This window comes from Rothia nasimurium, from assembly GCF_928381705.1.
In the GTDB taxonomy this organism is placed as follows: domain Bacteria; phylum Actinomycetota; class Actinomycetes; order Actinomycetales; family Micrococcaceae; genus Rothia; species Rothia nasimurium_G.
In genome coordinates this window covers 72,988-86,688 of sequence record NZ_CAKMSR010000004.1, presented here as the reverse complement: position 1 = coordinate 86,688, position 13,701 = coordinate 72,988, and the positions used below count along the sequence as shown (strand labels likewise).

Genomic DNA, 13,701 nt, shown 5'->3' with positions numbered 1-13,701 from the left:
TGGTCTGAGCGATTTCTTGTGCTGAACTACTTCTTGCGCTGGTTCAGAATCGAAATCTGCTCGTTGCTGCGGTCGTTCACGGCCTCGGTATGCACCTCGGTCTTACCGGACTCAGAGGGAGCTGAGTACTGCAGGAACTTGGGCTGGGCAGGAATCTTCAGCTGAATCTTCGACTGCTGGGTACGCTGCTTCGATAGGTCCACGCTGTAGAGCATCGACACGGTCTCCTCACGGATGCCGCCCATCATGCTCTGGTAGAGGGCATAACCCTCACGCTGGTATTCCACCAGGGGGTCACGCTGGGCCATAGCACGCAGGCCAATGCCTTCCTTGAGGTAGTCCATCTCGTAGAGGTGCTCAGGCCAGCGCTTACCGATGACCGAGAGCACCACGCGACGCTCAATCTCGCGCATGGCGTCCTCACCCACGGACTCTTCACGCTCGCCGTACTGCATCTCAGCGTCGGCCAGCACTTCCTTGACGATCTGGTCGCGGGTGACCTTGGTCTTGTCACCTGCTTCTTCAGCCAGATCTTCGGGGGTAATGGTAACCGGGAAGATGGTGCGCAGGTTCTCCCAGAGCTTCTCAAAGTCCCAGTCCTCGGCATGGCCCTCGCCTACCTGGGCGTCGATTGCTGAGGTGATAACTTCGGTGCGGAACTTGGCAATCTGTTCCTTGAGGTCATCCCCTGCCAGAATCTGGGCGCGGTCCTTGTACATGGCCTCGCGCTGGCGGTTGAGCACATCGTCATACTTGAGCACGTTCTTGCGCTGCTCAGCGTTGCGGGCTTCAACCTGGCCCTGGGCGTTGGCGATGACGCGGGAAACAATCTTGGCTTCCAGAGCGGTATCGTCGGGGGCACCGGCCATCAGGCGGGCAGCTGCCTGGCCGTTGAAGAGGCGCATCAGGTCGTCAGACAGTGACAGGTAGAAACGGGACTCGCCGGGGTCGCCCTGGCGGCCCGAACGTCCGCGCAGCTGGTTATCAATGCGGCGGGATTCGTGACGCTCGGTACCCAGCACGTAGAGGCCACCCAGTTCTTTGACCTCTTCGTGCTCAGCAGCAGAGGCCTGCTCTGCCGCAGCGAGTACCTCGGGCCACTTAGCCTCGTACTCTTCGGGCTTCTCATTGGGGTCAAGACCCAGGGTCTTCATGGTCTCAACGGCCTCGAACTCGGGGTTGCCGCCGAGCATAATGTCGGTACCGCGGCCTGCCATATTGGTTGCCACGGTGACGGCACCCTTGCGGCCAGCCTGGGCCACGATGGCAGCCTCACGGGCATTGTTCTTCGCGTTGAGCACCTCGTGTCGAATACCGGCCTTAACCAGCAGCTTAGACAGGTACTCAGACTTCTCGACGCTGGTGGTACCTACCAGCACGGGCTGGCCGGTAGCGTGGCGCTCTTCGATATCTTTGACCACCGCGTTGAACTTGGCGATCTCGTTCTTGTAGACCTTATCGGGCTGGTCGATGCGCTTCTTTTCCTTGTTGGTCGGAATCGGCACGACGCCCAGCTCGTAGGTGTTCATGAACTCGGCAGCCTCGGTCTCAGCGGTACCGGTCATACCCGAGAGCTTGTCGTACATGCGGAAGTAGTTCTGCAGGGTCACGGTCGCCATGGTCTGGTTTTCAGGCTTAACCTCGACTTCTTCCTTGGCCTCAATAGCCTGGTGGATGCCGTCGTTGTAACGGCGACCTGCCAGAATACGACCGGTGTGCTCATCAACAATCATGACTTCGCCGTTCATTACGACGTAGTCCTTGTTGCCCTTGAAGAGTTCCTTGGCCTTAATAGCGTTGTTGAGGAAGCCAATCAGGGGGGTGTTCTGTGACTCGTAGAGGTTATCGATACCCAGGTGGTCTTCAACCTTATCGATACCCGATTCGAGCACACCCACGGTGCGCTTCTTTTCATCGACCTCGTAGTCTTCGCCAGCCACCAGGGTGCGGGCGATACGGGCAAATTCGCCGTACCAGCGGTTGGCTTCGCCCATGGCGGGGCCAGAGATAATCAGCGGGGTACGGGCCTCGTCGATCAGAATAGAGTCAACCTCATCGACGATGGCAAAGTTATGGCCGCGCTGCACCTGTTCCTCTTTGGTCCAGGCCATGTTGTCACGCAGGTAGTCGAAGCCGAACTCGTTGTTGGTGCCGTAGGTAATATCAGCTTCGTACTGCTTCCGGCGCACATCGGGGGTCTGGTTCGCCAGAATAACACCCGACTCCATACCCAGGAAACGGAAGACACGCCCCATCAGGTTAGCCTGGTACTCAGCCAGGTAGTCGTTGACGGTGACCACGTGCACGCCCTTACCGGAGAGGGCATTGAGGTAGGCGGGGGCAGTAGCAACAAGGGTCTTGCCCTCACCGGTTTTCATTTCGGCAATATTGCCCAGGTGCAGGGCGGCACCGCCCATAAGCTGAACGTCGTAGTGGCGCTTGCCCAGGGTACGCTTAGACGCCTCGCGGACCACAGCAAAAGCTTCGGGGAGCAGAAGGTCCAGTGACTCGCCGTCCTCAACGCGCTTGCGGAAGGCGTCGGTCTCAGCGCGTAGCTCGGCGTCGCTCATCGCAACAAAGCTGTCTTCGAGTGAGTTCACTGCATCGGTGTAAGCACGCAGCTGCTTGAGGACTTTTTGGTCTCCGCTGCGGAGTAGCTTTTCCAAGAGAGATGCCACTGAAGTTTGCTCCTTGATTGGTTTGGTATGGGAGGTGGGCAGGGTGAGCCCACCGTGCTCACTCTATTCTAGTTTAGTCCGCAAACGGGCTGGGGCCGTTCACCTGTGGGCTTGACGGGCCTACCTTTTAGATTCACAGGGGTAGGGCCGGGCACAGGGCAGGGCCCCCTGCGCTCCCCTACCTGCGGTAGGGGTATGGCAGAGGGCCCTAGGCCGGGCGGGTATCGACCTTAGTCGGTAGTACCTTCTTCGAGGGTAATGACGCCGTAGGACCAGCCCTTGCGGCGGTAGACCGCTGCGGGGGATCCGGTTGCCTTATCGACATAGAGGAAGAAGTCGTGGCCAACCAGCTCCATGCGGTCAACCGCTTCTTCAGGGGTCAGGTGGTCGGCGGGGAAGCTCTTCTGACGGATTTCGATGGGCGAATCTGCCTCTTCGTGCAGGTCGTATTCGCCAGCAAAAGCTGCTTCTTCAACCGGCAGGTCGTCAGTCTGAATTTCGGTGAGGGCGACCTGGTCGGTGATGACAGGCAGTGAGCCGGTGGCTTCTGAGACCGAGATGGGGTGCTTGCCCCCTGCGCGGCGGGTTTTGCGACGGTCGCGGGCGCGGCGGAGGCGTTCTAGGAGCTTGCCATAGGTTTCGTCGAAAACTGCGAACTTATCTTGACCGGTTGCTTCTGCTCGGAGCACGGGGCCGCGTCCGATGACGGTGATTTCCACTCGGATCGCGGCGGGGCCGTTCTGGCCTTCCTTGGTGAACTTGACTTCGATGTCGGTTACGTTGTCGCCAAGGGCTTCGAACTTGGTGATTTTACTTTCAACGTGTTCCTGCAGACGTTCACTTACTTTGACGTTGCGGCCGGTGATGTTGAGTTCCACAATTCCCTCCATTCTCAGGGGGTGAATACCCGACCCTGTGACTGCCGGGTATTGGGGAATCTATCTTGTGGATTCCTTAACGCAACTCTACGCCCTTTTGTGGTCTAAGTCATTTTTTAAGCCTTTTACGGTTCTTTTCGCAGGAAGAGCTCAATATTTTGGTGGCCTAGATTCCCCTGTGCTATATGGCTGCCGCTTGGGAACATAGGCAATCGTTGCCCCTCCCATCACGGTGGCGCCCTGGCTGGTCAGCACCCGGTGGCCCTCCTTCAGGGAGGCTCCGGTGGTAAACACATCGTCAACCAACAGACAGCGGGCCCCCTCTAGACGGTAGTAACGCCCCAGCTGGTGCAGAGCAGGCTTGCCCAGGGTAAGTTTTCCCTGCATCTGCCGGTGGCGCTCTTCGAGGCCCAGTGTTTTCTGGGCTTGGGCACCTTTGGCACCGCGCATTCCCCGCTTCCAGGCAGGAACCTGGGCGAGCGCGTCCGCCACCTTGACCGGTGCCGGGTAGCGCAGGAGGGGTAGCACCGCGCGGGCTAGGAGCGGGGCTGGGGCATAGCCCCGCCTGCGCACCGAGGCCCGGCTGGAGGGTAGGGGCACCAGGTAGATGGGCTCGTCGGGCTCCAGTTCGCTCTCGCTCAGTTCTAGAAGGCAGGTCACAGCCCGGGCCAGGGCCGAGGCGAGGTAGGGGCTCAGGTCGGTGCGTCCGGCGTCCTTATAGGCCAGGACGCAGCGCCCCAGCTCGTGCTCGTAGCGGCCAGCAGACACCACCGACAGCTGCGTGCCGGGCAGGGTAATGGTCTGTAGGTTGAGGGTGGCCAGGCGCACCAGCCGGTCGCAGAGGGGGCAGAGGGCAGCGGACGCCAGCATGCTGGGCCCGTAGGTCTGGCAGCTGGCGCAGACCCTGGGGAAGAAGAGTTCTGTGGTCTGCCGCCAGCTGGTCAGCATATCGGGCAGAAGAGGGTGGGTGGACGTCATACCCCCAGCCTGGCAGGGTCAGGCGGCTACCTGCCAGGGCTGGGGATAAGTGGTCCAGACCATTTCTCTTAGCCGGCGTAGTTGATTTCGCTGAGGCTGCTTTCTATGCGGGTCCAGCTCAGCCCGGCTACGATATACAGCCCGCCGTCCTTGGTCATCGCAACTGCCTGGTCAATACCGTTGCCGGTGACAATGCGGGTAATGCCTTGCAGGGAATCGTACTGGGTGTTCTCGCCGGTCAGGGAGACCAGTTCGGTCTGGGTAGTGTCGGTGTTCCAGAGGAAGACCTCCACGTCACTGACCCATACAGCCCCGCGCGGGTTAATCTCTGCGCCCAAGCGCACCGGGTCAAGGAGCTGGGTGGGGGTACCGTCTGCCGACCGGCGGATAGCCGAGACCCAGGCCCCGTAGTTGCTTCCGTCGGCTGCCGAGGTGACCAGTACGGCCCGGCTACCGTCGCGGGCGATAGAGATGCTCTGCAAGAGCTCCCCCTCAATCCAGCTGGTGACCTCGCGGGCGGCGCTGCCTTCCTGGCCTGCGGCGATAACCCGAACAGAGCCGTCCTGCTCCCCCACCCAGAGCCAGTTCTGGTGGTCAAAGCAGGGCCCTAGAACGTGGGTGCCCCGGTAGACCGAGCGGGCACCGTTGGAGTTAGCCAGCCAAATCTCGTTCTGCCCGGTGTTGGTGTAGGCGTAGTAGTTACGGGTGTAGTTCATGGCAGGCAAGGTAATGAGGGCCTGGGCCGAGGTCTCTACGATGGTCTGCTGGCTGGCGGTATCGTCCAGGGCTGCCCGGGCAATCAGGCGGTTATCTTCGATACCCACAATGTTGCTGGCGGCTTCGGGGTTGACTGCAGGTTCCCGGTAGTTCTCGAGGGTGGGGGCCGCAACGATTTGGTCGTTGATGGTGAGCTGCACCGTGGTGACCGAGGCGAGGTTGGTGAGGGTCTGGGTGAGTTGGGTGCGCAGGCGCTCAGTTTCCAGGGTGCTAGCTGCGGTCAGGGCTGACCCTCCGGAAAGCTGGATATCAGCCACCCCGTTATCGATGGGGACGGAGTTGCGGGTCAGGCTGGTATCGGCCGGTACAGCGGTCACGACAGCCCCGGTGAGGTAGGGGGCCGGCCCTTCAAGGAGTACCCTCACCAGGGAGGTAGCTACCGTGGTGCGCTCGGCAAACCAGCGCACATCGGGCACAGCATAGGTGTAGGTGGGGTCGTAGAAGTAGAGGGTGAAGGGGTTGAAGACGTCCGCGAATTCATTCCTGCTCAGCACCGTTCCATCGGGAGCGGAGGAGATACGCCACTCCCCGTCGACCTGGCGCAGGGTGAACTCTACCTCGGTATCAGCCACTGTGGTGTAGGAGGTAGCCAGGCCCTTATCGTCAACCAGGGTGCTCGTGGGCACGGTGACCAGGTAGCTTGAGTCGCTGACGGAGGCCGTGGTGAAGGATGAGTTGTAGACCAGGGTGCGCCCGTCCGGCTTCCAGGACTGGGCCAGGTCTTCGGTTAGATAGAGCCTGGCTACGCTGTAGTCGTCCTTCACCCCTACCCCGGCGTGCAAGAAACCCTCGATGATCTCGGTGGGCCGAGCCCCGGGAGTAGGACCTTCGGGTGAGTTGCCGCTGGTGGAGGTGCTGCCCGTAGCCTGAGGGTCGGCGTAGTGGTTGACTTCGCCGTCGGTGGGAATAGCGGCGCAGGCGGTGAGGGTCGCGAGAGAGCTCAGGGCCAGGCCGAGAGCTGACCGGCGGGAAAGGTTAGGGTTCAACGGTGGGCTCCGAGGGGGTTGGGGCGTCGGGGTTCACGGTCGGGGTGGCATCGGTAGCCGGAGCGGACGGAGCGGGCAGCGGCTCGCCGCTTAGCAGGACCGGGGAGGGGCCCATGGGCACGTCCTGGTCAATGGGGATAGTCATGCGGAAGCTGGCTCCCTGCCCCTTGATTCCCCAGGCTTCGAGGGTGCCCTGGTGCAGGCGGACGTCCTCGGCGGCGATAGAGAGCCCCAGGCCGGTACCGCCCAGGGTACGTTTGCGGGAGGTGTCAGCCCGCCAGAAGCGGTTGAAGACCTGCTCGGTTTCTTCGGGGCTCAGGCCGATACCGTGGTCACGCACGGCAACGCCCAGGGTGCTTTCGGTGGCATCCACGTATACATCGATGGGCTGACCCTCGGAGTGCTCTACGGCGTTGAATAGCAGGTTGCGCAGCACTCGCTCAATGCGGCGGTGGTCCATATCGACCATAATCTCGGTGTGGTCGGTGTGCACGGTCAAACTGGTATTCGTGCGAATCAGGTGGGGCTCTACGGCCTTGAGTACCTCATCGAGCACGGCCATGAAATCGACCGACACCGTATCGAGGGTCTGGGAGCCGGCATCGAAGCGGGAAATTTCGAGCAGGTCAGCCAGCAGGGAGTCGAAGCGGTCCACCTGGTTATAGAGCAGCTCGGTGGAGCGCTTATAGAGGGGCTCCATGTTGTCGCGGTTATCGTGCAGCATATCGGCGGCCATGCGCACCGTGGTGAGCGGGGTACGCAGCTCGTGCGACACGTCAGAAACAAAGCGCTGCTGCATGGTTGACAGCTTCTCAAGGCGAGAAATCTGGTCTTGCAGGGAGTCAGCCATACGGTTAAAAGACATACCCAGGCGCGCCGTCTCGTTCTGGCCGCGCACCAGCACACGCTGGTCAAGGTCACCGGCTGCCAGTTTCTCAGCGGTAATAGCGGTAGAACTAATCGGGCGAATCACAAAACGGGCAATCATCCACACGATAGTTAGCACCACGACCAGAAGCACGCCGAAGCCCACCCAAACCACCAGGTTGATATACTGCACGGTCGCCTGCGAGGTCGACAGGTCATAAATCAGGTACAGGGAGTAGTCGGGGTTCTGGGGTATCGAGATACTGGTGCCGACCACCAGAACCGGGGTGCGGCGTCCGTCCGCTGAGGTAATACTCGAAGACTGCCAGTAAATCCCCGTGCCCTCACTCACGCTCTGGGCGAGCGCCTGGGGCACGTCGCTGACCGTGACCTCGCTACTCTGGGCCTGCTCCACGATAAAGCCATCGGTGGTGGCGTTCGCGTCCTTGAGAAGCACCCAGTTGCGGTTGCTATCGGCGCTACTGCTCTCGAGTACGGTCAAGAAACGCGAGACATCGCGCTGGATCTCGGTGCGGCCGGTGGCATCAGAGCCGTTGATCAGGGTCTGCACATTACTAAAACCGGCCGACGACTCTTCGAGGGCCTGCTCTAAGTTGCCCCGGAAGAGGGAGTTAGCAATCTGGTGGGAGATAAAAGAGCCCACAAAGACGAAGGCAACCAGCAGCAGGCCGGCCGCTGCCACCACAGCGCGAAACTGTAGGGACTGCTGCCAGAGCCTGCGGGCGCTGGCCAGGGGCCCGTAGGCCCGGGAGGGGCCTGCGGGGGCGGTAGTCCGAGCGGACGCGCGAGGTGAAGTACCAGCCACTGTTTAGCGCTGGCCTGCCGCGGCCTTGTAGCCCACACCGCGCACGGTCAGCACGATCTCGGGGTTCTCGGGGTCGCGCTCAATCTTGGCGCGCAGACGCTGAATATGCACGTTGACCAGGCGAGAATCGACGGTCTTTTCGTAGCCCCATACGTTACCCAGCAGGGCCCCGCGGGTCATGACCTGGCCGGGCTGGCGGGCCAGGTTCGCCAGAAGTTCAAATTCGAGGGGGGTGAGCTGAATCGTTTCGCCCTCGCGGCTCACAGTGTGCCCTGCCAAGTCAATGGTGAGATTGCCGATGCGCAGTGGTTCGTTATGGCGGTCTTCACGCGGGCGCAGACGGGCGCGGACGCGGGCCAGCAGCTCAGCGGGCTTGAAGGGCTTGGTCATGTAGTCGTCGGCGCCAGCCTCTAGCCCCTTGACCACGTCCTCGGTATCGCCCTTAGCCGTCAGCATGATGATGGGTACGTCCGACTCCCCGCGAATCTGGGTGCAGACCTCAATGCCGTCCATACCCGGCAGCATGAAGTCCAGCAGAATCAGGTCGGGGTGGTGGGTGGCAAAAGCCTCAAAGGCACGGTCACCGGCGTCGCAGAAGACCGTCTCGTAGCCCTCTTGCGCCAGCACGATACCGACCATCTCTGACAGGGCATCGTCGTCATCAACTACAAGAATGGTTTCTTTCACGGTGGGTCTCCTGGTGAGGTTCACAATGGGCCTTCCCCTAGTGTACCGGGGTTAGGCGGTGAGCCGGTTTAGGCGTCTTGGGCGATTTCAGACAGGGCACGGGCTGTCTCGGTTAGGTGCCCCAGAACGGTAGTAGCCCGCTGCGGGTCGGTGGCGGCCAGGCTACCGGTTTCGGTCAGCACCAGCTGGTTGAGAAGCTTCTTCCCCAGACCAAGATCCGACCAGGTGCGCCACAGCCCCCGGGCCAGGTCGCCAGCAGGCACCCGGACCAGCGGGTCAACGACCTCTAGGTAAAGCCCCCGCTCAGCTTCTAGGCGGGGGGCTAGGGCCTCCCAGGCCGAGGTAGGCTGGCCTGCCATCGACAGCAGGGGGATAGCAAGGGTCTGTCTGACCTCAGGGTGCAGCTTCACATAATCAGTACGGGTGACCACCTGAGCGCCCAAGCCCTCTAGCTCATCATGCAGGGCCCCCAGCAGGGCCACCAGCTCATGACGCGGCACAGCCCGCAGCGTACGGTAGCCGCTAGAGGTCGGCAACTGACCTGCCGCCACCTCAACCAGCAGGGGCTCTTCTACCTGCACCAGCACCTGCGCACCGGGCACAGCCTGCCGCAGCAGCTTCACCACACCGTGAAAACCAGCCCGCTGGGCCTCGGCAACATCGCGTCGGGCACCATGATCTGAGAGGACGCGCTCACCACTGGTTAAGTAGGTACTGGCAGCTAGGCTCAACGGGCCCAGAAGACGCAACTTAATGGTTCCGGGGGCAGCCCCGCTTTCCTTCCCCACGACGTCCGCCAGGATATTGATATCAGATTCCAGGAGCGACCTGGCAGCCTCCCCCTCAGCAGCGTAGCCGCCGGTAAGCCGCCAACCTGCGGCGGTGCCGTCCGCGCTCAGCCCTTCCAGGGCCGCGATAGACCGTGCCAGCAGGGTTGCCCTGTAGCCCCGGTCGGCCAGCTCCGGCAGGTAACTAATATGGGGCTCCCCCAGCTCACCGCGGATACGGGTCACCGCATCAAGCACATCACTCCCAGCCCAGGGGCCAAGGCCGGTAGCCCCAACCGTCAGGTGCTCCTCAAAGGTCAGCGGGCTCTCTAAGTCCTTACGGGCAGCCAGCATTTCGGCGTCAGTCGGCAGGTAGAGGGCAGGACGAGCAGGCCTCGATACAGGCATAGGGAACTCTTTCTGCCACCTGCCGGTGGCCGTAGGTTGCGGGCTGAAAATTGAGCGGCTAGGACTTCTGTTCGGCCTCAGCCGCAATCTTCTCGTGGTGTCTTATAACCTCAGAAATAATGAAGTTCAGGAACTTCTCGGCAAACTCCGGGTCAAGGTGGGCAGCTTCAGCCAGCGAGCGCAGGCGCTTAATCTGGGCTTCCTCCCGCCCCGGGTCCCCCGCCGGCAGAGAATGCTCAGCCTTGAGGTGGCCGACGCGCTGGGTCGCGCGGAAACGCTCAGCGAGAATATGCACCAGGGCTGCGTCCATGTTGTCGATGGTCTGACGCATAGTGAAAAGTTCTTCCAGGACAGCCGGGGCAACCCCGGTCATCGAGGTTGCCCGGGTATCAAAATCGGTGTGGGCCTGCACATCGTGGGCCTTCGGAGTTGTGTTCATGTGTTTAGTCTAAAAACCTCAGGTGCTGTTTGCAGGGGCAAGCCCACAGATTTCACCCTGTGGACTTATCCGGGTGTAGAAGCTTCAAAAGGTTCAGCAGCGAGCGCGAGCCTGCACAACCTTACCTAGTTAGCGGTGATGTCAGCTCGGTCGAGGCTGTAGGCGCGGGCGATGGTGGACTGGCCCAGCACGCGGGTGCCCTGGTAAATCACCATGGTCTGGCCAGGAGCCACACCGCGCAGTTTCTCGTGCAGGCGCACCACGGTTTCCAGGCGCAGGGCACCGGGCTCAGCGGCTTCATCGTCAATTACCCATTCCAGGTGGGCGGTCGAGGGAACGGGGTCTGCGTGGGCTCGTACCTGGGCGGTGACGTCAAAGGACGCCGAACGGGCACCTTCTACGGGCTCTTCGGATAGGAAGGCTGCAGCTTCTTCTACGGGTAGACCGGCCCAGGTTTCGCGGATACCGCGAATCTCGTCAATTTCGAGCAGGTCCTTACCGCCCACGATGACCTCGTTGGTCTTGGGGCGGATTTCTAGCACGAAGCGGGGCTTACCGTCGGGGGCAGGGTGCCCAATAGCCAGGCCCTTGCGCTGTCCCACGGTAAAGGCCTGGGAGCCGCGGTGCTTGCCGAGCACGCGTCCGTCCGTATCCTTGATATCGCCCTCGGTCATGTCGATGTGCTCTTCGAGCCACTCGCGGGTATCGCCCTCGGGAATAAAGCAGATGTCGTAAGAGTCGGGCTTCTTAGCTACCGAGAAGCCGCGTTCGGCGGCCTCCGCGCGCACCTCGTCCTTGGAGGGGGTATCGGCCAGGGGGAACCAGGCGTGCTTGAGCTGCTCGTGGGTCAGCACACCCAGAACATAGGACTGATCCTTGGCCCAGGTCGCTGCGCGGTGCAGCTCCCGGTTGCCGTTCTCGTCCGTAATGACCTTGGCGTAGTGGCCGGTCACTACCGCGTCAAAGCCCAGGGCCACGGCCTTCTCCAGCAGGGCAGCGAACTTGATTTTCTCGTTGCAGCGCATGCAGGGGTTAGGGGTGCGGCCGTGCTCGTACTCGGAGATAAAGTCATCGACCACGTCTTCCTTGAACCGCTCGGAGAAGTCCCAGACGTAGAAGGGGATCCCCAGCTGGTCGCAGACCCGGCGGGCGTCCATGGAGTCCTCGATAGTGCAGCAGCCGCGGGAGCCGGTACGCAGGGTGCCGGGCATGCGGGAGAGCGCCAGGTGCACGCCAACCACCTCGTGGCCGGCCTCAACGGCGCGGGCGGCGGCAACGGCCGAATCCACGCCACCGCTCATAGCAGCAAGAATTTTCATGTTTTAAGTCCTATATCCAGTAATCGTTGACGTTGATGGGCGGTGGGGCGGGCAGGCAGCCCTGGCCGCTGGCTCGGGGCTGGCGTGAATCGGGCGAGCGCCCCGCGCGAGTCCCGAGAGGGTCGCGGCCAGGTGCCTGCCCGGACTACCGCCTTATCGAACTAGTTCCAGCGGGCGGCGTCCGGGGCGTGGCCCGCCATGCCCGCCTTTTTGGCTTGGGCCCAGGCGCCGGGCAGGGCGTCCAGTAGAGCGGTGACGTCGTCCTCGGTGCTGGTGTGCCCCAGGGTGAAGCGCTGGGCTCCGCGGGCCTCGTCCTCGCTCAGCCCCATAGCCAGCAGGACGTGGGAGGGACGGGGCACCCCTGCGTTACAGGCTGAGCCGGTGGATGACTCCACCCCTGCCATATCGAGCAGGAAGAGCAGGGAATCGCCCTCGCAGCCGGGGAAGGTGAAGTGGGCATTGCCGGGCAGGCGGCTGAAGATGCCGGCTGCTCGGTCCTGGGCGCTTTCGGGGGCGGCCCCGCGCAGCTGGGCTTCGGGGACAGCATCGAGGACGCCCTCAATCAGGCGGTCTCGCAATTCGGCCTGGCGGCCTGCTTCGGCGAGTAGGTTCTGCCCTGCTTCGGCAGCTGCTGCGCCAAAGCCCGCGATAGAGGCGGCGTCAATGGTTCCTGAGCGCACGGAGCGTTCCTGCCCGCCGCCGTGGAGTACGGGCATGAGCTGGGCGCTGCGGGTGGCGATGAGGGCGCCTATTCCCATGGGCCCGCCAATTTTGTGGGCTGAGATGGCCATGGTGGTGGCGCCGGATTCCTTGAAGTTCACCGGCAGGGTGCCAAAAGCCTGGACGGCATCCGTGTGAAAGGGAATTCCAAATTCTGCAGCTACCGCAGCGATTTCTGCGACGGGCTGCACGGTGCCCACCTCGTTGTTGGCCCACATGACGGTCACCAGCGCAACCGTCTCTGGGCTCTTGCCCACCGCCTGCCGAACCGCTTCGGCACTGACTACACCGCTAGCGTCCGGAGCTACCCAGCTCACCTCGGCCCCCTCATGGGCCTGCAGCCACTCAACGGCATCGCCCACGGCGTGGTGCTCGATGCCCGAAACGACAATGCGGGTCGCAGCCGGGTTGGCTTCGCGGCGTTTCCAGTAGAGCCCCTTGATCGCCAGGTTATCAGCCTCGGTACCACCGGAGGTAAAGATAATTTCAGCGGCATCGCAGCCGGCTACCCGGGCAATGCGCTCGCGGGCGTACTCGACGGTAGCGCGAGCAGAGCGGCCCGCTGAATGCAGGGACGAGGGGTTGCCGCCAATTTTCATCTGCTCCACCACGGCTTCGATAGCCTGAGGGAGCATGGGGGTAGTGGCGGCGTGGTCCAGGTAGACCCGGGGCATGGGCGCTGGCCTTTCCGTGGCGATTGGTCAAAACAATTCAGCCTTCCATCATACTCCCCCGCTCTTGGGGCAGGCTATGGACTGCTTCACCCTCTCAACGACTCCCAGCGCGCTTTTATTTCGTGCAGCCCGCGTAAACTGTTGGGGTGTTCAAGATTCTTTTTTATACTCCTGAAATTCCCGGCAATACCGGTAACGCGATTCGCCTTGCAGCTATCACCGGCGCAGAGCTGCACCTGGTCAAGCCCCTAGGTTTTAACTTTGAGGACGCTAACCTGCGCCGGGCTGGCCTCGACTACCATGACCTGGCAGTTATGACCGTGCACGAGACCCTCGAGGACGCTTGGGAGGCCCTAGCCCCGGCCCGCGTCTTTGCTTTTACCACCACGGCCACCACTAACTTCGCTGATATTGACTACCAAGAGGGGGACGTACTCATGTTCGGCCCCGAGTCGGTCGGGCTGCCCGAGCATGTACAGAACGACCCGCACGTTACCCAGCGGGTCAAGATTCCGATGGTTCCGGGCCGCCGCTCCCTCAACCTGGCCAACAGCGCCTCGATTGCGGTGTTTGAGGCCTGGCGCCAGCACGGCTTTGCCGGTGGGGTGATTTAGTCACAAAAAGGCTCTGCAGACTCACCGCGAAGCTGTTGGCCCGGGGCTGGCGTGAATTGCCTCGTGAGCGAAGCGAACCAGGC

Annotated in this window: 11 protein-coding genes; 1 reads left to right on the top strand and 10 read right to left on the bottom strand. The window is 62.1% G+C overall.

Annotation, left to right across the window (positions count from 1 at the left end; all coding sequences use genetic code 11):
- Nucleotides 1–26: 26 nt before the first annotated feature.
- The 10 genes from secA to L6762_RS04700 form a co-directional block, all read right to left on the bottom strand.
- Entirely contained in the window at nt 27–2,678 is a 2,652-nt protein-coding gene (gene secA / locus L6762_RS04745; protein ID WP_237185831.1) for a preprotein translocase subunit SecA, read from the bottom strand.
- 230 nt (nt 2,679–2,908) lie between these two features.
- Nucleotides 2,909–3,556, bottom strand: coding sequence for a ribosome hibernation-promoting factor, HPF/YfiA family (gene hpf, locus L6762_RS04740; RefSeq protein ID WP_237185830.1), 648 nt, complete (start codon nt 3,554–3,556; stop codon nt 2,909–2,911).
- A 150-nt stretch (nt 3,557–3,706) separates the two neighbouring features.
- A complete protein-coding gene (locus L6762_RS04735) occupies nt 3,707–4,534 on the bottom strand; it encodes a ComF family protein (protein WP_237185829.1) in 828 nt (275 codons plus the stop codon).
- A gap of 68 nt (nt 4,535–4,602) precedes the next feature.
- The gene (locus L6762_RS04730; protein WP_237185828.1) at nt 4,603–6,297 is read right to left on the bottom strand and encodes a GerMN domain-containing protein; all 1,695 of its coding nucleotides are present in this window, start codon (nt 6,295–6,297) and stop codon (nt 4,603–4,605) included.
- A complete protein-coding gene (gene mtrB, locus L6762_RS04725) occupies nt 6,287–7,990 on the bottom strand; it encodes an MtrAB system histidine kinase MtrB (RefSeq protein ID WP_237185827.1) in 1,704 nt (567 codons plus the stop codon). The genes L6762_RS04730 and mtrB overlap by 11 nt, the downstream gene beginning before the upstream one ends.
- 3 nt (nt 7,991–7,993) lie before the next feature.
- Entirely contained in the window at nt 7,994–8,677 is a 684-nt protein-coding gene (gene mtrA, locus L6762_RS04720) for an MtrAB system response regulator MtrA (RefSeq protein WP_237185826.1), read from the bottom strand.
- Between the two features lie 68 nt (nt 8,678–8,745).
- Nucleotides 8,746–9,852 (bottom strand): hypothetical protein, encoded by a 1,107-nt coding sequence (locus L6762_RS04715; protein WP_237185825.1) that lies wholly within the window; start codon nt 9,850–9,852, stop codon nt 8,746–8,748.
- A 58-nt stretch (nt 9,853–9,910) separates the two neighbouring features.
- Complete coding sequence (locus L6762_RS04710) at nt 9,911–10,291, bottom strand: chorismate mutase (RefSeq protein ID WP_237185824.1); 381 nt, start codon at nt 10,289–10,291, stop codon at nt 9,911–9,913.
- A gap of 125 nt (nt 10,292–10,416) precedes the next feature.
- Nucleotides 10,417–11,610: a tRNA 2-thiouridine(34) synthase MnmA gene (gene mnmA / locus L6762_RS04705; protein ID WP_237185823.1), complete on the bottom strand. Its 1,194-nt coding sequence runs from the start codon at nt 11,608–11,610 to the stop codon at nt 10,417–10,419.
- A 161-nt stretch (nt 11,611–11,771) separates the two neighbouring features.
- Nucleotides 11,772–13,004, bottom strand: coding sequence for a cysteine desulfurase family protein (locus L6762_RS04700; RefSeq protein WP_237185822.1), 1,233 nt, complete (start codon nt 13,002–13,004; stop codon nt 11,772–11,774).
- A 146-nt stretch (nt 13,005–13,150) separates the two neighbouring features.
- Between L6762_RS04700 and L6762_RS04695 the strand changes: the two genes are divergently transcribed.
- Entirely contained in the window at nt 13,151–13,618 is a 468-nt protein-coding gene (locus L6762_RS04695) for a tRNA (cytidine(34)-2'-O)-methyltransferase (protein ID WP_237185821.1), read from the top strand.
- Nucleotides 13,619–13,701: the final 83 nt, after the last annotated feature.

Excerpts from the sequence above, each read along its gene's own strand:
- L6762_RS04715 (WP_237185825.1), bottom strand. The coding sequence starts at position 9,852 with ATGCCTGTATCGAGGCCTGCTCGTCCTGCCCTCTACCTGCCGACTGAC.
- mnmA (WP_237185823.1), bottom strand. The coding sequence starts at position 11,610 with ATGAAAATTCTTGCTGCTATGAGCGGTGGCGTGGATTCGGCCGTTGCC.
- L6762_RS04735 (WP_237185829.1), bottom strand. The coding sequence starts at position 4,534 with ATGACGTCCACCCACCCTCTTCTGCCCGATATGCTGACCAGCTGGCGG.
- L6762_RS04710 (WP_237185824.1), bottom strand. The coding sequence starts at position 10,291 with ATGAACACAACTCCGAAGGCCCACGATGTGCAGGCCCACACCGATTTT.
- L6762_RS04700 (WP_237185822.1), bottom strand. The coding sequence starts at position 13,004 with ATGCCCCGGGTCTACCTGGACCACGCCGCCACTACCCCCATGCTCCCT.